This window comes from Streptomyces sp. NPDC005566, assembly GCF_040605575.1.
In the GTDB taxonomy this organism is placed as follows: domain Bacteria; phylum Actinomycetota; class Actinomycetes; order Streptomycetales; family Streptomycetaceae; genus Streptomyces.
Genome location: NZ_JBEXDB010000005.1, coordinates 147,575 through 166,889 on the forward strand (window position 1 = coordinate 147,575; position 19,315 = coordinate 166,889).

Consider the following 19,315-nt stretch of genomic DNA (forward strand, 5'->3'; position numbering starts at 1 on the left):
CGACCTCACCGGTCGGGGCCCGCGCTCGTTTCGTGCGGAAACACCCCCGGTATCCTGCGGATGTCCACCACCCGAAGCCGAAGGGCACATCCGTGAGCGCCAACACTCCCCAAGTTCTCGGCTCTGCTCGAACAGGGGATGCCCCACTGGCAGCCGTCGTCGTCCTCGCAGCGGGTGAGGGCACCCGCATGAAGTCGAAGACTCCCAAGGTCCTGCACGAGATCTCCGGGCGCTCGCTCGTCGGACATGTCGTCGCCGCGTCCCGCGAGCTCGACCCCCAGCACCTCGTCGTGGTCGTCGGCCATGCGAGTGAGCAGGTCACCGCGCATCTCACCGCCGGGGACACCCCCGTGCGCACCGCCTACCAGGCCGAGCAGAACGGCACCGGGCACGCCGTGCGGATGGCGCTCGAGGAGCTCGGCGGCACCGTCGACGGCACCGTGATCGTCGTCTGCGGCGACACCCCGCTGCTGTCCGGCGAGACGCTCTCCGCGCTCGCCGGGACGCACGCCGCCGACTCCAACGCCGTCACCGTGCTGACCGCCGAGGTTCCGGACTCCACCGGCTACGGCCGGATCGTCCGTGACGCGGCCACCGGCGCGGTCATCGAGATCGTCGAGCACAAGGACGCCACCGAGGACCAGCGGGCCATCCGGGAGATCAACTCCGGCGTCTTCGCGTTCGACGGGCGGCTGCTCAGCGAGGCACTAGGCAAGGTCCGCACCGACAACAGCCAGGGCGAGGAGTACCTCACCGACGTCCTGTCGATCCTGCGCGCGGCCGGTCACCGGGTGGGTGCCTCGGTCACGGGTGACCACCGGGAGATCCTCGGCATCAACAACCGGCTCCAGCTCGCCGAGGCCCGGCGGCTGCTCAACGAGCGGCTCCTGGAGCGCGCCATGCTGGCGGGCGTGACGGTCGTGGAGCCGGCGTCGACCCTGATCGACGCGACGGTCACGTACGAGCGTGACGCGATCGTGCACCCGGGAACCCAGCTGCTGGGGACGACGCACCTCGCGGAGGACGCCGAGGTCGGCCCGAACTCCCGGCTGACGGACACCGTCGTGCACGCGGGCGCCCGCGTGGACAACTCGGTCGCGCAGGGGGCCGAGGTGGGCCCCGGGGCCCAGGTCGGCCCGTTCGCGTATCTGCGGCCGGGTACCAGGATGGGCGCGAAGTCCAAGGCCGGTACGTACGTGGAGATGAAGAACGCCTCGATCGGCGAGGGCACCAAGGTGCCGCACCTGAGTTACGTCGGTGACGCGACGATCGGCGACCACACCAACATCGGTGCGGCGAGCGTCTTCGTGAACTACGACGGTGTGGCCAAGCACCACACGACGATCGGGTCGCACTGCCGGACCGGGTCCGACAATATGTTTGTGGCGCCTGTCACGGTCGGGGACGGCGTCTACACCGCGGCCGGTTCGGTCATCACCAAGGACGTGCCGGCCGGTTCGCTGGCCGTCGCACGGGGCCAGCAGCGGAATATCGAGGGCTGGGTGGCCCGGAAGCGTCCCGGCAGTGCCGCGGCGCAGGCAGCTCAGGCCGCCACCCAGGAGACCGACAGCGAAAGCTGACCGGAAACAGGTGCGCCTGACTCGGCGTACCGTGATAGATGCTCACCCATTTCGGCTGGCTCGTTGCACATCGGGACACATGCGTGCAGCGCCAGAAACACGTCTGAGGAGACTGTGCTGTGACCGGGATCAAGACGACCGGCGAGAAGAAGCTGATGCTCTTCTCCGGCCGCGCCCACCCCGAGCTGGCCGAGGAGGTCGCACATCAGTTGGGTGTCGGCCTCGTGCCGACGAAGGCCTTCGATTTCGCCAACGGTGAGATCTACGTCCGTTTCCAGGAGTCCGCCCGCGGCGCCGACTGCTTCCTGATCCAGAGCCACACGGCTCCGATCAACAAGTGGATCATGGAGCAGCTGATCATGCTGGATGCGCTGAAGCGCGCGTCGGCCCGTTCGATCACGGTGATCGTGCCGTTCTACGGTTACGCCCGTCAGGACAAGAAGCACCGTGGCCGTGAGCCGATCTCGGCCCGCCTGGTCGCGGACCTGATGAAGACGGCGGGTGCGGACCGCATCCTCACCGTCGATCTGCACACGGACCAGATCCAGGGCTTCTTCGACGGTCCTGTCGACCACCTGTTCGCGCTGCCGATCCTGGCGGACTACGTGGGTGCGAAGGTCGACCGTTCGAAGCTGACGATCGTCTCTCCGGACGCCGGCCGGGTGCGCGTCGCCGACCGCTGGTGCGACCGTCTGGACGCCCCGCTGGCGATCGTGCACAAGCGCCGTGACAAGGACGTCCCGAACCAGGTCAGCGTCCACGAGGTCGTGGGCAACGTCGAGGGCCGGGTCTGTGTCCTGGTCGACGACATGATCGACACGGGTGGCACCATCTGCGCGGCCGCGGACGCCCTGTTCGCGCACGGCGCCGAGGACGTCATAGTGACGGCGACGCACGGTGTGCTCTCGGGCCCCGCCGCGGACCGTCTGAAGAACTCCAAGGTCAGCGAGTTCGTCTTCACGGACTCCCTGCCGACCCCGGGCGAGCTGGAGATCGACAAGATCACGGTTCTCTCGATCGCCCCGACCATCGCGCGTGCGGTGCGGGAGGTCTTCGAGGACGGTTCGGTCACGAGCCTCTTCGAGGAGCAGGGCGACTGACGCCTGCGGACCACCTGCGGGTGATCCACTTTGGGATGCGGCCTCCCCGCCGGGTAGACTCACGGAGTTGCTCGGCGAGGGAGGCCGTTCTCATGAGTTCTCATGGGGCGGGCAGTCCGTTATCGACGCGCTCTTCGTAGCAGGCCTGTCGTGGGCCGGGTGACCATCCGACTTCTGTCACCTTACGAGGAGTGCATCATGGCCGAGATCAAGCTCGCCGCCGAGTCCCGTACCGAGTTCGGCAAGGGCGCTGCCCGCCGTACCCGTCGTGCCAACCTGGTCCCCGCGGTCGTCTACGGCCACGGCGCGGACCCCGTTCACATCACGCTTCCGGGCCACGAGCTGCAGCTCGCGCTCCGTACCGCGAACGTCCTGATCGGTCTCGAGATCGACGGCAAGGACGCCCTGGTCATCCCGAAGGCTGTCCAGCGCAACGCCATCAAGGGCAACATCGAGCACGTCGACCTCCTCACCGTGAAGCGCGGCGAGAAGGTCGAGGTCGAGGTCGCGGTGCACGTCGAGGGCGAGCTGGCCCCGGGCGGCAACCTTCTCGAGTACGTGCAGAACACCCTGCTCGTCGAGGCCGAGGCCACGCACATCCCCGAGTCGGTCACGGTCTCCATCGCGGGCCTCGACGCCGGTGACTCGATCCTCGCCAAGGACATCCCGCTGCCCAAGGGCTCCGTGCTGGCCGGTGACGAGGACGCCGTCGTGCTCCAGGTCGTCGCCGCGCAGGCCGAGGAGCCGGCTGCCGAGTCCGCCGCCGAGGCGACCACCGAGGCCTGAGCCTCGACGCACCTGCTTGACTGACGGGGTGGCGGTTCCCTTCCGGGGATCCGCCGCCCCGTTTCCCTGTCCCGCTCGTCCGTACGCGAGGAGACCCAGCGCGATGTCCGACGCCACCGACCCCTGGCTGATCGTGGGCCTCGGCAATCCCGGCCCCGAGTACGCGGCGAACCGGCACAATGTCGGGTTCATGGTCGCCGACCTGCTGGCCGAGCGCGTCGGCGGGAAGTTCAAGCGGGCGCAGAAGGCGCAGGCGCAGGTTCTGGAGGGCCGGATCGGTCCGCCCGGCCCTTTGAGCCGTCGTGTGGTCCTGGCGAAGCCGATGTCGTACATGAATCTGTCGGGCGGTCCTGTCACGGCGTTGCGGGACTTCTACAAGGTGCCCACGGACCACGTGGTGGCGATCCATGACGAGCTGGACATCGACTACGGGATGCTGCGGCTGAAGCTGGGCGGCGGTGACAACGGGCACAACGGGCTGAAGTCGATGACGAAGTCGATGGGTCCGGAGTATCACCGGGTGCGGTTCGGGATCGGGCGGCCGCCGGGGCGGATGCAGGTCGCGGACTTCGTGCTGAAGGATTTCTCGTCCGCGGAGCGCAAGGAGCTCGGCTACCTGGTGGACCGGGCGGCGGACTCGGTGGAGTCGTTGCTGGCGGACGGGCTGGAGCGGGCGCAGTCCACGTACAACTCCTGACATTTCCCCTGGTTCCACGGGCATTTTCGGCCACAGGTTGACCGAGGGCATCGCTCTGCCCAAGGATCGGCCCCCATGAAGCGGAGTTCCTCCCACCGGCTCCTGGCCCACGGCCGTATGTTCGCCGCGGGCTGCCTTGTCCTGCTGGTGCTCGTCGCGGGCGCGTGGACGTCGTGGAACACCGCGCACCACATCGTCCTGGCCAAGGGCCGTGAGCACGGCACGATGTCGGTCACGGGCTGCGGCGAGGACGTGTGTACGGGGTCGTTCGCTCCGGACGCGGAGTCCGGGAAGCGTCCCGGCGTGACGATCGAGAGGTCCGTCGCGGTGAAGAAGGGGGACCGTTTCCCCGTCGTGGTGAAGCCCGGGACCGGTGAGGTCGTACGCACCGGAACGCCGGGCTTCCTCCATGCGTGGGTGCCGCTGGGCGGTGCGCTGGTGCTGGCCGCCCTGGTGATCGGCGGCGGTATGCGGCTGACCCGGACCGCGTGGGGGACCGGGATCGCGGGTGCGGTCCTGCTGGTGGCGACGTTCATCGCCCTCTAGGCAGGGCCGCACCCGCTCGTACGGGACTCAGCCGGTGTTGCGCAGGCCTGCGGCGACACCGTTGACGGTGAGCAGCAGGGCCCGGGCGAGCAGCGGGTCGGCTTCCTCGCCGCGCTCGGCGGCCTGGCGCTGACGGGCCAGCAGGGATACCTGGAGGTAGGAGATCGGGTCCAGGTAGGCGTCGCGGATGGCGAAGGTCTGCTGGAGCACCGGGTTGGTGCCGAGGAGTTCCTTGCTGCGGGTGACCTTGAGGACTTCCTGGACGGTGAGTTCGTGCTCGGCCTGGATGACGTCGAAGACGTGCTTGAGCTCGTCGGGCACGAGGGTGTCGACGTAGTGGCGGGCGATGCGCAGGTCGGTCTTGGCGAGGGTCATCTCGACGTTGGAGAGGAAGTTCTGGAAGAAGTGCCACTGTTCGTGCATCTCGTCCAGGACGGTGTCGAGGCCGGCTTCGCGCAGGGCCTTGAGGCCGGAGCCCACGCCGAACCAGCCGGGCACGATCTGCCGTGACTGGGTCCAGCCGAAGACCCACGGGATGGCGCGCAGGCCGTCGAGGGAGACGCCCGAGCCGGGGCGGCGGGAGGGCCGCGAGCCCAGGTGCAGGTCGGCGAGCTGGTCCACCGGGGTGGAGGCGAGGAAGTACGTCGGCAGGTCGGGGTCCTCGACCAGCTTGCGGTAGGCCGCGTGGGCGGCGTCGGAGACGGTGTCCATGGCAGCGTCCCAGCGGGCCAATGCTTCGTCGGACTGGCGGGGCGCGGTGTGCAGCGCGGAGGCCTGGAGGGTGGCTGCGACGGTCAGTTCCAGGTTCTCCCGGGCGAGTGCCGGGATGAGGTACTTGTCGGAAATGACCTCGCCCTGTTCGGTGACCTTGATCTCGCCTTCCAGGGTGCCCCAGGGCTGCGCGAGGATCGCGTCGTGCGAGGGGCCGCCGCCGCGGCCGACGGTGCCGCCGCGGCCGTGGAAGAGGCGCAGGCGTACGCCGTAGCGGTGGGCGACGTCGCGGAGGCGGCGCTGGGCGCGGTGGATCTCCCACTGGGAGGTGGTGATGCCGCCGAACTTGGAGGAGTCGGAGTAGCCGAGCATGACCTCCTGTACGTCGCCGCGGAGGGAGACGAGGAGGCGGTAGGAGGGGTCGGCGAGCATCTCGTCGAGGATGACGTCGGCGGCGCGCAGTTCGTCGGTGGTCTCCAGGAGCGGGACGATGCCGATCTTGGCCCAGCCGCCGTGCAGGTCGAGGAGTCCGGCCTCGCGGGCGAGGACGGCTGCGGCGAAGACGTCGTCGGCGCCCTGGCACATGGAGATGATGTAGGACTCGATGACTTCGGGGCCGAAGCGCTCGAAGGCTTCCTTGATGGTGTGGAAGACGCCGAGGGTCTTCTCGCCGGCGGCGTCGAGCGGGGCCGGGGTCGGGGCGAGCGGGCGGCGGGAGCGGAGTTCCTTGGCGAGGAGCTTCTGCCGGTAGTCGCGGGGCATGTCGGCGTAGCGCCAGGACTCCTCGCCGAGCCGGTCGAAGAGCTGGCCGAGCACGTGGTGGTGGGCGTCGGCGTGTTCGCGGACGTCCATGGTGGCGAGCTGCAGGCCGAACGCGGAGAGGGTGCGGATGGTGCGGTCCATGCGGCCGTCGGCGACGATGCCGCCCTTGTGCTTGCGCAGTGAGGTCTGGATGAGGGCCAGGTCGGCGATGAGCTCGGCGGTGCCGAGGTAGTCGCAGCCGGGGCGGTGCGGGGTGCCGGTGGCGAGGCGTTCGCGGGTGTTGACGAGCTTCTGCCGGATGCACGTGGCCTTGAGCCGGTAGGGCTCTTCCGCGTTCAGCCGCTTGTAGCGGGGGCTGATCTCGGGGAGCGCGTCCAGGTCGGCCTGGAGGGAGGTGAGGAGCTCGTCGGTGGCTCCGGTGTAGCGGATGGAGTTGGAGAGCAGTCCGCGCAGCTGGTCGACGAGTTCGAGGGCGTCGGTGATGCCGTGCTCGTGCTGGAGGATCAGCACGTCCCAGGTGACGGCGGGTGTCACGTTGGGGTTGCCGTCGCGGTCGCCGCCGATCCAGGTGCCGAAGGTGAGGGGGCGGGTCCCGGCGGGCAGTTCGACGCCGACGCGTTCCAGTTCGGCGGCCAGGTCCTCCAGGACGTCGCCCACGGCGTTGGCGTGGAGTTCGTCGAGGTAGTAGATGGCGTTGCGCGCTTCGTCGGCGGGTTCCGGGCGGACCACGCGCAGTTCGTCGGTCTGCCAGATGAGGTCGATGTTCTCGGCGAGCCGGATGTCCTGGCGGCGCCGGTCGGCCTCGATGACGGGGGTTTCGAGGAGCGCGGCGATGCGGCGGAGCTTGTTCAGTACGGAGCGCCGGGCTGCTTCGGTGGGGTGCGCGGTGAAGACGGGTCGTACGTTCAGGTTCTTGACGGTCTCGCGCAGGTGTTCGGGGTCCGCGTCCTTGAGCCGGTCGGCGGTACGGGCGAGGAGCCCGCCCTCGGCGGCCCGGCGGTCGCGCATCTCGTGGGCGCGGTGGACCTGCTCGGTGACGTTGGCGAGGTGGAAGTACGTGGAGAAGGCGCGCACGAGCTGTGCGGCGGTCTCCAGGTCCGTCTCGCCGAGGAGCTGGGCCGCTGCTTCGCCGTCGGTGCGGGTCAGGGCGCGGACGCGTTCGACGAGGTCGAGGAGGTCCTGTCCCTCCTGTCGTACGAGGGTCTCGCCCAGCAGGTCACCGAGGCGGCGGATGTCGGCCCGGAGTTCGGGGCTGGACTCAGGGGTCTGGTCGGCACTGCTCACAGTGTGCGGCTCCTTGCAGTGGTTGAGCACTTCTGTCACAGGGGGTCCGGGGCTGTCGCGGTGTTCACGTCACCCCCGGGAAAGCAGAGTGCGGACCGCGCTGTCCGACCCACCCAGGATAGGTGTCCGGGGGATCGGTGTGCTCGTTGCCCTGCAAGGCGTCCCGGATCCGGGGTAGGTGAAGGGTGTGGGCCCCGTCCCTCCGGGGTCGTCCACCCGGCGGACCTGAGGGACGGGGCGGTGCCGCTCTCGTGTTGCGGGCCTCTTCACTGCCATACTTACGTTTCCGTAGGTTACGGATGCGTAGCCCGCTCATTCCGTCATATTTACTCACCTCACGAGGGACCCCCCATGCCCACCAGCCCCGACGTGATCAACGACGGCCTGCCGCCGGCGGCAGGAGGCTCCGCGCCTCCGCCCGCCACGCTCGGCGGCGACAAGAAGCGTTCGGTCGAGCAGATCGCACTGCTGCTGTTCATCGTGGTGCCGTTCGCGGCCCTGGTCGCCGCCGTGCCGCTGGCCTGGGGCCGGGGGGTCAGCTGGCTCGACCTGGGTCTGCTGATCGGGATGTACTACCTCGGCTGCCACGGCGTCACCATCGGTTTCCACCGCTACTTCACCCACGGCTCGTTCAAGGCGAAGCGTCCGCTCCGTATCGCCCTGGCCGTCGCGGGTTCGATGGCGGTGGAGGGTCCTGTCGTTCGCTGGGTGGCCGACCACCGCAAGCACCACCGTTTCTCCGACGCCGAGGGTGACCCGCATTCGCCGTGGCGGTTCGGTGAGACCCTTCCGGCTCTCATGAAGGGCCTGTGGTGGGCCCACATCGGCTGGATGTTCAACGAGGAGCAGACGCCGCAGCACAAGTACGCCCCCGACCTGGTCAGGGACCCCGCCATCCGTGCCGTCTCGCGTCACTTCCTCACCTTCACGATCATTTCGCTGGCGATCCCGCCGCTGGTCGGCGGCCTCGTGACGATGTCGTGGTGGGGTGCGTTCACCGGGTTCTTCTGGGGTTCGCTGGTCCGGGTCGCACTGCTCCACCATGTGACCTGGTCGATCAACTCGATCTGCCACGCGGTGGGCAAGCGGCCCTTCAAGTCCCGTGACAGGTCCGGGAACGTGTGGTGGCTGGCGGTGCTGTCGTGCGGTGAGTCGTGGCACAACCTGCACCACGCGGACCCGACGAGCGCACGGCACGGGGTGATGCGGGGCCAGATCGACTCGAGCGCCCGGCTGATCCGCTGGTTCGAGAAGCTGGGCTGGGCGTACGACGTGCGGTGGCCCGATGCTTCGCGTATCGACTCCCGGCGCAAGACCGTGGCCGCCGACCCGGCATGATTGACGACGTGGCGACCGACGGAAGCACCAGCGGCGAGAAGAGCAAGCCTGCCCCCACCCGCCGGACCCGGCGGGTCCGGATGACCGGCAAGGAGCGCCGCGAACAGCTTCTGGACATCGGTCGCACCCTTTTCGCCGACAAGGGCTTCGAGGGCACCTCCGTCGAGGAGATCGCGGCGCGTGCCGGGGTCTCCAAGCCGGTGGTCTACGAGCACTTCGGCGGCAAGGAGGGGCTGTACGCCGTCGTGGTGGACCGCGAGATGCGCCAGCTGCTGGATCTGGTCACCGGCGCTCTCACGGCGGGTCACCCGCGTGAGCTGCTGGAGCAGGCCGCGTTCGCGCTGCTCGACTACATCGAGACGTACACGGACGGTTTCCGGATCCTCGTCCGTGACTCCCCGGTGGCGCAGTCCACGGGCACGTTCGCGTCGCTGATCAGTGATATCGCCACGCAGGTGGAGGACATCCTGGGCCTGGAGTTCAAGGCCCGGGGCTTCGACCCGAAGCTGGCTCCGCTGTACGCGCAGGCGCTGGTCGGCATGGTGGCGCTGACCGGCCAGTGGTGGCTGGACGTACGCAAGCCGAAGAAGGCGGAGGTCGCGGCCCATCTGGTGAATCTGGCGTGGCACGGGCTGGAGAACCTGGAGTCGAAGCCGCGGCTGATCGGCCACCGCAGGAGCTGATCAGCCCGCCGCCGCGCGATCACCCTTTGTGATGACGAGAGCGCGAAGCGGCCCTTACTGTGGTCATGCAGGACCAGAATCCCGTCCATGGGAGGAATCATGACCGCCGAGCCGACCGCCGGGCGCAGCAGCCGCTGGCCGGTGCCGCCGCAGGACGGATACACGGTGGACGACCTGTTCACCCTGCCCGATCTCCCGCCGCACACGGAGTTGCTCGACGGGAGCCTGGTATTTGTGAGTCCGCAGCGAGACTTTCACACCACGATGATCGACCTTCTGGTGGCCGGGCTCCGGCACAGCTCGCCGCCCGACCTGAAGGTACGTCGGGAGATGACCGTGGTCCTCGACCGGCGCAACGGCCCCGAGCCGGATGTCTCGGTGGTCCGCGCCGAGGCCGTCACGGGACGTGAGCTGACCCGTTTCCGAGCCGAGGATGTCCTCCTCGCCGTTGAGGTGGTCTCACCCGACTCCGAGGCCCGCGACCGTGACACCAAGCCGCAGAAGTACGCGGCGGCCGGCATTCCGAACTTCTGGCTCGTCGAGATGGCCGGCAGCGACCGGCACCCGGTGGTGCGGGTCTACGAGCTGGACCCGGTGACGAAGGCGTACGCCCTGACGGGGATCCACCACGACCGGCTCAAGACCGGTGTGCCGTTCCCCGTGGACATCGATATCTCGTCGGACGCCCTCGACCGGCTGTGACGCCCGGCCGGCTCCGGGTCTCCGGCCGGTCACTTCTCCTTGCGGGCGACGGCGAAGATCCGGCGGAACGGGAAGACCGTGCCGTGCGGGCCGGCCGGGTAGGCGGTGCGCAGCAGGTCGCGGTATTCGGCGACGAAGGCGTCCCGGGCCTCGGGTTCGTCGGCCAGGGCGGTCAGGACGGGGCGCAGGCCGGTGCCTTTCACCCAGTCGAGGACGGGGTCCTCGCCTTCCAGGAGGTGCAGGTACGTGGTCTCCCAGACGTCCACCGTGCGTCCGGGTGCGGTCAGGCGTTCCAGGTAGTCGGCCGGTTCGAGCACGGCGTCGCCGTGGCGGAGCAGGCCGTCGAGGCGGGTGCGCCAGCGCGGGGAGCCGGCCAGTTCGCGCATGTGGACGTGGCTGGGTGCGTCGAAGTTGCCGGGGACCTGGAAGGCGAGGGTGCCGCCGGGGGTGAGGGCGTCCAGCCAGTGGGGGAAGCGGTCGGCGTGGCCGGGGACCCATTGGAGCAGGGCGTTGGAGACGATCAGGTCGTACGTTTCGTCGGGCGTCCAGGTCGCGGCGTCGGCCTCGGCGAAGTCGAGCCGGGGCCCCGCGTGGGCGTGGGCGCGCTCCAGCATCTCGGGGGAGCTGTCGTAGCCGGTGATGCGGGCCTGTGGCCAGCGGCGGGCCAGCAGGGCGGTGACGTTGCCGGCGCCGCAGCCCAGGTCGGCGATCCGGGGGGCGCTGTCGTGGGGCAGGGGTCCGATGCGGGCCAGGAGGTCGTGGAAGGGGCGGGTGCGGTGGTCCGCGTGGCGCAGGTACTGCTGCGGGTCCCAGGTGGGTGCGGTCATGGGGTCAGGATCGATCACAGATTATCTTGATGTCAAGACACTTGAATTCAAGAGACTTCATGTCGAGGGACCATCTACACTGATCGACATGGAGGACGAGGTCGACCGACTGGTCGCTGCATGGCGCCGAGAGCGCCCCGACCTCGACGTGGAACCACTCGAGGTACTGAGCCGCGTCTCCCGCCTGGCCCGCCACCTCGACCGGGCGCGCAGGATCGCCTTCGCGGAGCACCACCTGGAGCCCTGGGAGTTCGACGTCCTGACGTCGCTGCGCCGCGCGGGCGCCCCCTACCAGCTCTCCCCCGGCCAGCTCCTCACCCAGACCCTGGTCACCTCCGGCACGATGACCAACCGCATCGACCGGCTGACCAAGAAGAACCTCGTCGAGCGGCTGCCCGATCCGAGCGACCGGCGCGGCGTCCTCGTACGGCTGACCGCGGAGGGCCGCGACAAGGCCGACCAGTCACTGGCCGGCCTGCTCGACCAGGAGCGGGCGATCCTGGCCGAACTGTCCCGTGGGCAACGGGGTGAACTGGCGAACCTGCTACGCCAGTTGACCGCCCCGTTCGACAACGTCCCCGGATAGCGCGACCGGACCCACCCCGGCCCGTCTGGCCAGGGCCACGGCAGCCAGCGTCGAGTGCACGCCCAGCTTCCCCAGCACGTTCTGCATGTGCGTACGCACCGTGTGCGGGGAGAGGAACAGCCGCTCCGCGACGGCCTTGCGGCCCAGACCCGCCACCATGCACCGCAGCACCTCGCGCTCGCGCGGCGTCAGTGACTCCACGAGCTGCTCGCTCTCGGTGCGGTGCTTGCGCGCCGTGGTCAACTCCCGCAGGACACCGGTCAGCAGCGCGGCGGGCAGATGCGTCTCGTCCCGCAGCACGCCCCGTATGACCGTGAGCAGGCGCTGCAGCGAACAGTCCTTGGCGACCCAGCCCGACGCACCGGCCTGCAGCGCGAGCGCCGCCCTGCGCGGGTCGTCCTTCTCGGCGAGCACCACCGTACGGACGGACGGCTGGCCCGAACGCACCCCCGCGACCAGCGAGATGCCGTCCACGACAGCGGTCCCGTTCGGCCCGCTGTCCGGTACGGGCACGGCCCGGGTCCCGGCGGTGGCGAGGATGCCCAGCTCGGCGTCGATCAGCATCACGTCGTAGCGACGCCCCTCGGCGGCCGCGCGCTCCAGGCATCGCAGCGCGGCAGGGCCACTGCCCGCGGCCGACACGTCGACGTCCGGTTCGGCCGCGAGGGCCGCCGCCAGGGATTCGGCAAAGATGCGGTGGTCGTCGACCACCAGAACTCGGATACGAGCCACGGACACCCCCATGCTGCGTCAGCTCCTGGGGTGCCCCTGAACGGCCTCCCCGACGGGGACGGACCACGGCGGACACGACGCCCGGAACATCGAGGTGAACCGCCGCCCACAGCCGCCGCCGTGTCCGACCGCCACCCGCCCCGGGCGTCGTATCCGACTGTCTCGTCCCCTGAATCAGCACCGGCCCCCACCGGTGCTGTGCATCAGCGTACGGCGGGCGGTCGACGGCGGAAGGCAATTCACGGAACTGACTGTCCAAGGTGTTTAGGGTGTGCTTCATGTTCCGTCTTGAGACAGAAGTAGACAACGAACGTCGCATTCTGCTGGGCAGACGGCTGCACGACGACAACTGGGACGGATCACCGCACCTGCGATCCCTGGCCGGCACCTCCGCCGAGCACGAACTCCCCGTGGGGGTATGGCTCCTGGACGGACAGGGAGCTCTCGCCGGCGGGCTGACCGGACGGACCTGGGCGCACTGGCTCCACGTGGACCTGCTCTGGGTGGACGCCGGCCACCGCGGCCGGGGCCTCGGGGCGCGGCTGCTCACCGAGGCCGAACGCGTCGCCCACGAGGACCGGGCCTGCACCCGCTCCCGGCTGGAGACCTGGGACTTCCAGGCCCCCGCGTTCTACCGGAAGCAGGGGTACGAGGTGGTCGGCGAGGTCGAGGACTATCCGCCGGGAGTGACCGAGTTCATCCTGGTCAAGCGGCTGGACCGACCCGCCGGGCGCCCGCCGAAGGAACGGCGGGGAAGACGCCTGGGGTGGCGTACCCGGCCGAAGTGAAGGCCTCCATGACGGACTTGGTGACCGTGTCCGCCGCGGAATCCTCCACCAGCACGATCGCCGAACCGCCGAAGCCGCCCCCGGTCATCCTGGCCCCGAGCGCCCCGGCCGCGTTCGCCGCCGAGACCACCAGGTCCAGCTCCGGGCAGGAGACCCGCAGATCGTCGCGGAGCGAGATGTGCCCCTCGTTGAGAACCGGGCCGGCCGCGCGCACCTCCCCCGCGTCGAGCAGTGCGATGACCTGCTCCACACGGTGGTTGTCGCTCACCACATGGCGGACGTAGCGCACGACCGACTCGTCCGCGCCGCCTGCCTCCAGCGCCGTCAGTGCGGTACCGAGGCCCTCGTACGGGAGGTCGCGCAGGGTGCCGATGCCGAGGGCGCGCGCCCCCGCCTCGCAGCCGGCCCGCCGCTCCGCGTACGCCCCGTCGCCCAGGGCGTGCTTGACCCGGGTGTCGACGACCAGGAGCTGCAGCCCGTGTGCGGCCAGGTCGAAGGGGACCTGGCGCTGGGTGAGGTCGCGGGTGTCGAGGTACAGCGCGTGCCCCTCGGTGCAGCAGGCCGAGGCCATCTGGTCCATGACCCCGCACGGCACGCCGACGAAGGCGTTCTCGGCGCGCTGGCCGAGCACCGCGAGCTCCGGGGCGTCGAGGCCCAGGCCGAAGAGATCGTTCAGCGCGAGCGCGGTGACCACTTCGAGGGCTGCGGACGAGGAGAGTCCGGCACCGACCGGGACGGTGGAGGTGAGCTGGATGTCCGCGCCGGTGACGGCGTGGCCGGCCTCGCGCAGGGCCCAGACGACGCCGGCCGGGTAGGCCGCCCAGCCGTGACCCGAGTGCGGGGTCAGTTCGTCGACCCGCAGCGACACGACGCCGCCCGGTACGTCGGTGGAGTGCAGGCGCAGTTCACCGTCGGTGCGGCGGGCGACGGCGACGCGTGCGGTGTGCGGAAGGGCGAGCGGCATGACGAAGCCGTCGTTGAAGTCGGTGTACTCACCGATCAGGTTCACTCGTCCGGGCGCTGCCCAGATCCCCTCCGGGGCGCTCCCGTACAGCTCGGTGAAGGAGGCGGCCAGCGCGCTGTCGTTCAGGGACTCGGTCATGGGGTGCTGGGTTCCTCTCGGCGGGCGAACGTCCAGGCGTCGGCGACGATTCCGGCCAGGTCGGCGCGGGACGGCTGCCAGCCGAGCCGCTCCCTGGCGGTGGCGGCGGAGGCGACGAGGACGGCAGGGTCGCCGCCGCGCCGGGGGGCCGGGGTCTCGGGGACCGGGTGGCCGGTGACCTGCCGGACGGTCTCGATGACCTCCCGCACGGAGAAGCCGTTGCCGTTGCCGAGGTTGCAGATCAGGTGCTCGCCCGTGGTGGCCGCGTCCAGCGCGAGCAGGTGGGCGTCGGCGAGGTCGGCGACGTGGATGTAGTCGCGTACGCAGGTGCCGTCCGGGGTCGGGTAGTCGTCCCCGTACACGGAGATCGACTCGCGCTGCCCGAGCGCGACCTGGAGGACCAGCGGGATCAGGTGCGACTCGGGGCTGTGGCGCTCACCGCAGCTGCCGTATGCCCCGGCGACGTTGAAGTAGCGCAGGGAGACGGCGGCCAGGCCGTGTGCGGCCGCCTCGCCGGTGATCATGTGGTCGACGGCGAGCTTGGAGGCGCCGTACGGGCTGGTGGGTGCGGTCGGGTCGGCCTCCGTGATGGGGCTGGAGACGGGCTCGCCGTAGGTCGCCGCGGTGGAGGAGAAGACCAGGGTCCGCACCCCGGCGTCGCGCATCGCGGCGAGCAGGGCGGTGGTGCCGCCGACGTTGTTCACCCAGTACTTCTCCGGGTTGACGACGGATTCGCCGACCTGGGAGTACGCGGCGAAGTGCAGCACCCCGTCGTAGGAGGAGTCCAGCCATTCGGCCGCGTCCTGGATGCGGCCCTCGATGAACTCGGCGCCCTCTGGCACCCCTTCACGGAAGCCGGTCGACAGGTCGTCGAGGACGGTCACGGTGTGACCTGCCTCCAGCAGATGCGCGGCGACGACGCTGCCGACGTATCCCGCACCGCCCGTCACCAGGTACTTCTTACCGGGATTGCTCACTCGCTGGCTACCTCTCGCAGTCGCTGGGCCGCGGCCTCCGGTGGCACATCGTTGATGAACACGCTCATGCCGGACTCGGAGCCCGCGAGGAACTTCAGCTTGCCGGATGTGCGCCGGATGGTGAAAAGCTCCAGGTGCAGCCCGAACTCCTCCCGCCCGGGGATCCCGAACGGTGCCTGGTGCCAGGCGGAGATGTACGGGGTCGGCGGCTCCCCGGGGCCGAAGATCCGGTCGAATCGCCTCAAGAGTTCCAGATAGATCTGTGGGAACTCTGTGCGGGCGTCGTCGTCGAGCTCCCGCAGGTCGGGAACGCGGCGGCGCGGGTGCAGGTGGACCTCGTAGGGCCAGTGCGCCGCGTACGGCACGAAGGCGACCCAGTGCTCACCTTCGAGGACGACACGGGTGCCGTCGGCCAGTTCGCGGGCGACGACGTCGTCGAAGAGGTTGCGACCGGTCTCCGCACGGTGGGTTTCCGTCGAGCGCATCATCAGCTCGGTGCGCGGTGTGACGAAGGGGTAGCCGTAGATCTGCCCGTGCGGGTGGCCGAGCGTCACGCCGATCTCGGCGCCCCGGTTCTCGAAGCAGAACACCTGGGTGACCTGCGGGTGTTCGGCCAGCTCGGCGGTGCGGTCGGTCCATGCCTCCAGGACCAGGGCGGCCTGCTCCTCGGTGAGTCCGGCGAAGGACACGTCGTGGTCGGAGGTGAAGCAGACGACCTCGCAGCGGCCGGAGTCGCCGGCGAGTGAGGGGAAGCGGTTCTCGAAGACGGCGACGTCGTAGTGGCTGTCGGGGATCTCGCTCAGCCGGCCGTCCCGCGAGGGGCAGAGCGGGCACTCGTCGGCCGGCGGGTGGTACGTGCGCCCCTGGCGGTGCGAGGCGATGGCCACCGAGTCGCCGAGCAGCGCGTCGCGACGGATCTCCGAGGACGTCGAGACGGCGTCGAGCGGCCGCTGGTCCACGGCGTCGCGGACGGTGTCGTCCGCGGAGTCGTAGTAGATCAGCTCGCGGCCGTCGGCGAGGGTCGTAACCGTCTTCTTCACCAGGCTCCTCAAGGTAACCGCCCTCCAACAGAATCGCACATAACAAATCACAAGCCAACAGGCGAGTCAATGCCGCCACTAAGTGCGATCTTGCCGGGCGCCGACGACACCAGATCGGGACATTCCACCCCGCCCGATCACGATCAAACAAAGAACGCCACTCAAGCTGTTCAGTTTCTGAACACAAAGGCGTAGGTTCCGACGGGTTCAGTTCGGCAACGAAGCGAGTACCCCCCATGCACTATCTGGCCGAAGGGCTCCGGCTCCCCACGAACGGGCTCGATTACACAATCCTGGCGATCTATTTCGTCGTGGTGCTCGGCATCGGCTTCGCCGCCCGGGCCAGTGTGAAGACGAGCCTCGACTTCTTCCTCTCCGGACGGTCACTGCCCGCCTGGGTGACCGGTCTGGCCTTCGTCGCGGCAAATCTCGGGGCCACCGAGATCCTCGGCATGGCAGCGACCGGCGCGCAGTACGGCGTCGCGGTCGTCCACTGGTACTGGATCGGCGCCATCCCGGCCATGGTCTTCCTCGGCCTGGTGATGATGCCCTTCTACTACCGGTCGAAGGTCCGCTCCGTACCCGAGTACCTGCTCCAGCGCTTCGACAAGTCGGCGCACCTGCTGAGTTCCATACTCTTCGCCTTCGCGGCGATACTGATCGCGGGCGTGAACCTCTACGCCCTGTCGATCGTCGTGGAGGCGCTGCTCGGCTGGGACCGCTGGGTCGCGATCGTCGTCGCCGGCGTGTTCGTCCTCCTCTACATCACCATCGGCGGCCTCTCCTCGGCGATCTACAACGAGGTGCTGCAGTTCTTCGTCATCCTCGCCGCGCTGATCCCGCTCACCCTGCTCGGCCTCAAGCGCGTCGGCGGCTGGGACGGCCTGACCGGTTCGCTGGAGAAGAGCCACGGCGGGGACTTCCTCTCCGCCTGGAGCGGCACGGGCATCGGTGACGCCAACCCGCTCGGCGCCAACTGGCTGACGATCATCCTCGGCCTCGGCTTCGTGCTCTCCTTCGGCTACTGGACCACCAACTTCGCCGAGGTGCAGCGCGCCCTGTCGGCCAAGAACCTCTCGGCGGCCAAGCGCACCCCGCTCATCGCCGCGTACCCGAAGATCTTCATCGTCTTCGCCGTGATGATCCCGGGCCTGGTCGCCGCCGCCGTCTTCCCGAAGATCGGCACGCCCGGTTCGGACCTCACGTACAACGACGCCATCCCGCTGCTGATGCGGGAACTCCTGCCCAACGGTGTGCTCGGCATCGCGGTGACCGGTCTGCTGGCCGCGTTCATGGCCGGCATGGCCGCCAACGTGTCCTCGTTCAACACGGTGTTCACGACGGACATCTGGGCGCGGTACGTGATCAAGGACAAGCCCGACGCGTACTACCTGCGCTTCGGCCGGGTGATCACCGCGGTGGGTGTGCTGGCCTCCATCGGCACGGCGTTCATCGCCGCCAGCTTCTCCAACATCATGACGTACCTGCAGACGCTGTTCTCGTTCTTCAACGTCCCGATGTTCGTGGTCTTCATCATCGGAATGTTCTGGAAGCGCGCCTCGATGAAGTCCGGTGTCTGGGGCCTCGTCGCGGGCACGACGGCCGCGATGGTCAACTACTTCGTCGTCTACAAGCAGGGCATCGTCGACATCCCGACCGACCAGGGCGCCAACTTCGTCTCCGCGATCGTCGGATTCGTCGCCGGTGCGGTCGTCATGGTCGCCGTCACGCTCTTCACGGCACCCAGGCCCGAGGCCGAACTGGCGGGCCTGGTGTACGGCACCGAGTCCCCCGACGCGGACGAGGTCCCGGAGGAGGGCGACAGCGCCTGGTACCGCAGTCCCGCTCTCCTCGGCTGGGGCGCCATCGTCCTCGCCGCCCTGTGCTACCTGCCCTACTCGCTCTGATCGGAGGCACTCACCATGTCCGACCTGCACAAGGAAGTCTCCGAGCTGGAGCGCAAGTCCGCGACCGCGGCCCGGCTCTTCGACATCCGGCGGATCATCGGCGGTCTCTTCGTGGTCTATGGAGTGATCGTCACCATCGCCGGCATCAACCCGTCCGACGCCGACCTGAAGAAGGCCGAGGGCGTCCACATCAACCTCTGGACCGGCCTGGCCATGCTGGCCCTCGGGATCTTCTTCCTGGTCTGGATGAAGGTGCGTCCCGCCCAGGTGCCGGACGAGGCCCCCGGTACGCCGGAGAGCTGACCGCGGCACCCTTGCGGGGGCCGGACCGTCACGCGTTCACGCGAGGCCGTCCGGCCCCTGCGGCATTCCCGCCGCCGCCCGGTCCAGCAGTCCGGTACGGGCCGCGAGCGCCGCGGCCTCCAGCCGGGAGCCGACCCCCAGTTTCATCAGGACCCGCTGCACATGCGTACGCGCGGTGCTCGGCGCGATCCCCATCCCGGCGGCGATCAGCCGGGTGTCCTCGCCCTCGGCGACCCGTACCAGCACCTCGACCTCGCGCGGGGTGAGCATCTGCAGCAGCCGCTGCCCCTCGTCGTCCGGCTGGACCGCCGGGTGGAGCAGCTCGGCGAACGCGCCCCGCAGGAGCTGCGGGACGACCGCGGCCTCCCCCGCGCGGGCCTTGATCATCGCGCGTTCGACGCCTTCTATGCGTTCGTCGTGGCGGACGTAGCCGGCGGCGCCTGCGGCGAAGGCCGCCGCGATCCCGCGCGGGCTCGGCACCGGGCCGAGCACCACGACGGCCACCTGCGGGCGCTCCCGCCCGATCCGCACGATCGGGTCGAAGGTGCCCGGTTCGGCCGGTGTCGCCGTGCCGAACAGGCAGACTTCCGGTGCCCTGCTGACCACCAGTTCCGCGGCCCCGGACGTCGGCGCCGCTGCCGCGAGCACCCGGTGCCCGCGCAGTTTCAGCGCCGAGGCCAGCGCCTCGGCGAGCAGACGGTGATCATCGATCACCATGAGCCGCACGCCCATCGAGCAACCCCCATGTACTGCTGTGTAGCCCTCGAACAGGCCCCCCGGCCCTCTGACCCGGCAAGCTACACGCTTGTTCGACGTGGCGTGCCCCTTACTGGGCAGAAGCCCCCCAGAATGCCGAATTCTGCG

General features: G+C 69.5%; 18 protein-coding genes and 1 pseudogene. 12 read left to right on the forward strand and 7 right to left on the reverse strand.

Annotation, left to right across the window (positions count from 1 at the left end; translation table 11 throughout):
- Positions 1–92: 92 nt before the first annotated feature.
- From glmU to ABZS61_RS09830, 5 genes are all read left to right on the forward strand, one after another.
- Positions 93–1,580 carry a bifunctional UDP-N-acetylglucosamine diphosphorylase/glucosamine-1-phosphate N-acetyltransferase GlmU gene (gene glmU / locus ABZS61_RS09810; protein ID WP_356417641.1) on the forward strand — a complete coding sequence of 496 codons (1,488 nt, stop codon included), beginning with the start codon at positions 93–95 and terminating at the stop codon, positions 1,578–1,580.
- A 119-nt stretch (positions 1,581–1,699) separates the two neighbouring features.
- Positions 1,700–2,680 carry a ribose-phosphate diphosphokinase gene (locus ABZS61_RS09815; RefSeq protein ID WP_356417642.1) on the forward strand — a complete coding sequence of 327 codons (981 nt, stop codon included), beginning with the start codon at positions 1,700–1,702 and terminating at the stop codon, positions 2,678–2,680.
- A gap of 198 nt (positions 2,681–2,878) precedes the next feature.
- A complete protein-coding gene (locus ABZS61_RS09820; protein ID WP_356417643.1) occupies positions 2,879–3,466 on the forward strand; it encodes a 50S ribosomal protein L25/general stress protein Ctc in 588 nt (195 codons plus the stop codon).
- A gap of 103 nt (positions 3,467–3,569) precedes the next feature.
- Positions 3,570–4,163, forward strand: coding sequence for an aminoacyl-tRNA hydrolase (pth, locus tag ABZS61_RS09825; RefSeq protein ID WP_356417644.1), 594 nt, complete (start codon positions 3,570–3,572; stop codon positions 4,161–4,163).
- Between the two features lie 75 nt (positions 4,164–4,238).
- Positions 4,239–4,709, forward strand: coding sequence for a hypothetical protein (locus ABZS61_RS09830; RefSeq protein WP_356417645.1), 471 nt, complete (start codon positions 4,239–4,241; stop codon positions 4,707–4,709).
- Positions 4,710–4,736: 27 nt separating this feature from the next.
- Here the strand turns inward: ABZS61_RS09830 and ppc are convergent, their stop codons facing one another.
- On the reverse strand, positions 4,737–7,466 hold the full coding sequence (ppc, locus tag ABZS61_RS09835) for a phosphoenolpyruvate carboxylase (protein ID WP_356417646.1): 2,730 nt from the start codon (positions 7,464–7,466) through the stop codon (positions 4,737–4,739).
- A 351-nt stretch (positions 7,467–7,817) separates the two neighbouring features.
- Here ppc and ABZS61_RS09840 point away from each other — a divergent pair, with 351 nt between their 5' ends.
- From ABZS61_RS09840 to ABZS61_RS09850, 3 genes are all read left to right on the forward strand, one after another.
- Positions 7,818–8,804, forward strand: a complete 987-nt coding sequence (locus ABZS61_RS09840; protein ID WP_356417647.1) for a fatty acid desaturase — start codon at positions 7,818–7,820, stop codon at positions 8,802–8,804.
- Positions 8,801–9,487: a TetR/AcrR family transcriptional regulator gene (locus ABZS61_RS09845; RefSeq protein WP_356417648.1), complete on the forward strand. Its 687-nt coding sequence runs from the start codon at positions 8,801–8,803 to the stop codon at positions 9,485–9,487. The genes ABZS61_RS09840 and ABZS61_RS09845 overlap by 4 nt, the downstream gene beginning before the upstream one ends.
- Before the next feature lie 99 nt (positions 9,488–9,586).
- Complete coding sequence (locus ABZS61_RS09850; protein WP_356417838.1) at positions 9,587–10,189, forward strand: Uma2 family endonuclease; 603 nt, start codon at positions 9,587–9,589, stop codon at positions 10,187–10,189.
- Between the two features lie 29 nt (positions 10,190–10,218).
- Here ABZS61_RS09850 and ABZS61_RS09855 read toward each other — a convergent pair whose 3' ends face one another.
- Positions 10,219–11,016: a trans-aconitate 2-methyltransferase gene (locus tag ABZS61_RS09855; protein WP_356417649.1), complete on the reverse strand. Its 798-nt coding sequence runs from the start codon at positions 11,014–11,016 to the stop codon at positions 10,219–10,221.
- 88 nt (positions 11,017–11,104) lie between these two features.
- Between ABZS61_RS09855 and ABZS61_RS09860 the strand changes: the two genes are divergently transcribed.
- On the forward strand, positions 11,105–11,602 hold the full coding sequence (locus tag ABZS61_RS09860; RefSeq protein ID WP_329210198.1) for a MarR family transcriptional regulator: 498 nt from the start codon (positions 11,105–11,107) through the stop codon (positions 11,600–11,602).
- Here the strand turns inward: ABZS61_RS09860 and ABZS61_RS09865 are convergent.
- Entirely contained in the window at positions 11,561–12,334 is a 774-nt protein-coding gene (locus ABZS61_RS09865; protein WP_356417650.1) for a response regulator transcription factor, read from the reverse strand. The two genes, ABZS61_RS09860 and ABZS61_RS09865, sit on opposite strands and share 42 nt — an antisense overlap.
- A 278-nt stretch (positions 12,335–12,612) precedes the next feature.
- On the opposite strand from ABZS61_RS09865, the pseudogene ABZS61_RS09870 reads away from it, so the two are divergent.
- Positions 12,613–13,050: pseudogene (locus ABZS61_RS09870) on the forward strand (N-acetyltransferase); the annotation flags it as partial.
- Here the strand turns inward: ABZS61_RS09870 and galK are convergent.
- The 3 genes from galK to galT are packed head-to-tail and all read right to left on the reverse strand — an operon-like array spanning position 13,040 to position 16,241.
- Positions 13,040–14,224 carry a galactokinase gene (galK, locus tag ABZS61_RS09875; protein WP_356417651.1) on the reverse strand — a complete coding sequence of 395 codons (1,185 nt, stop codon included), beginning with the start codon at positions 14,222–14,224 and terminating at the stop codon, positions 13,040–13,042. The pseudogene ABZS61_RS09870 and the gene galK overlap by 11 nt on opposite strands.
- Entirely contained in the window at positions 14,221–15,201 is a 981-nt protein-coding gene (gene galE / locus ABZS61_RS09880; RefSeq protein WP_356417652.1) for a UDP-glucose 4-epimerase GalE, read from the reverse strand. Before galE ends, galK begins: the two co-directional genes overlap by 4 nt.
- A complete protein-coding gene (gene galT, locus ABZS61_RS09885) occupies positions 15,198–16,241 on the reverse strand; it encodes a galactose-1-phosphate uridylyltransferase (protein WP_356417653.1) in 1,044 nt (347 codons plus the stop codon). Before galT ends, galE begins: the two co-directional genes overlap by 4 nt.
- Before the next feature lie 236 nt (positions 16,242–16,477).
- On the opposite strand from galT, the gene ABZS61_RS09890 reads away from it, so the two are divergent.
- Positions 16,478–18,148: a sodium:solute symporter family protein gene (locus ABZS61_RS09890; protein ID WP_356417654.1), complete on the forward strand. Its 1,671-nt coding sequence runs from the start codon at positions 16,478–16,480 to the stop codon at positions 18,146–18,148.
- Positions 18,149–18,163: 15 nt separating this feature from the next.
- Positions 18,164–18,451, forward strand: coding sequence for a hypothetical protein (locus ABZS61_RS09895; RefSeq protein ID WP_356417655.1), 288 nt, complete (start codon positions 18,164–18,166; stop codon positions 18,449–18,451).
- A 36-nt stretch (positions 18,452–18,487) separates the two neighbouring features.
- Here ABZS61_RS09895 and ABZS61_RS09900 read toward each other — a convergent pair whose 3' ends face one another.
- Positions 18,488–19,183 carry a LuxR C-terminal-related transcriptional regulator gene (locus ABZS61_RS09900; RefSeq protein WP_356417656.1) on the reverse strand — a complete coding sequence of 232 codons (696 nt, stop codon included), beginning with the start codon at positions 19,181–19,183 and terminating at the stop codon, positions 18,488–18,490.
- Between the last annotated feature and the right edge of the window lie 132 nt (positions 19,184–19,315).

Bases quoted from the DNA above. Each gene is read 5' to 3' on its own strand.
- ABZS61_RS09860 (WP_329210198.1), top strand. From the start codon at position 11,105: ATGGAGGACGAGGTCGACCGACTGGTCGCTGCATGGCGCCGAGAGCGC.
- ABZS61_RS09820 (WP_356417643.1), top strand. From the start codon at position 2,879: ATGGCCGAGATCAAGCTCGCCGCCGAGTCCCGTACCGAGTTCGGCAAG.
- ABZS61_RS09845 (WP_356417648.1), top strand. From the start codon at position 8,801: ATGATTGACGACGTGGCGACCGACGGAAGCACCAGCGGCGAGAAGAGC.
- ABZS61_RS09855 (WP_356417649.1), bottom strand. From the start codon at position 11,016: ATGACCGCACCCACCTGGGACCCGCAGCAGTACCTGCGCCACGCGGAC.
- ABZS61_RS09895 (WP_356417655.1), top strand. From the start codon at position 18,164: ATGTCCGACCTGCACAAGGAAGTCTCCGAGCTGGAGCGCAAGTCCGCG.
- ABZS61_RS09890 (WP_356417654.1), top strand. From the start codon at position 16,478: ATGCACTATCTGGCCGAAGGGCTCCGGCTCCCCACGAACGGGCTCGAT.
- pth (WP_356417644.1), top strand. From the start codon at position 3,570: ATGTCCGACGCCACCGACCCCTGGCTGATCGTGGGCCTCGGCAATCCC.
- ABZS61_RS09830 (WP_356417645.1), top strand. From the start codon at position 4,239: ATGAAGCGGAGTTCCTCCCACCGGCTCCTGGCCCACGGCCGTATGTTC.
- galK (WP_356417651.1), bottom strand. From the start codon at position 14,224: ATGACCGAGTCCCTGAACGACAGCGCGCTGGCCGCCTCCTTCACCGAG.
- ABZS61_RS09840 (WP_356417647.1), top strand. From the start codon at position 7,818: ATGCCCACCAGCCCCGACGTGATCAACGACGGCCTGCCGCCGGCGGCA.
- ABZS61_RS09900 (WP_356417656.1), bottom strand. From the start codon at position 19,183: ATGGGCGTGCGGCTCATGGTGATCGATGATCACCGTCTGCTCGCCGAG.
- ABZS61_RS09850 (WP_356417838.1), top strand. From the start codon at position 9,587: ATGACCGCCGAGCCGACCGCCGGGCGCAGCAGCCGCTGGCCGGTGCCG.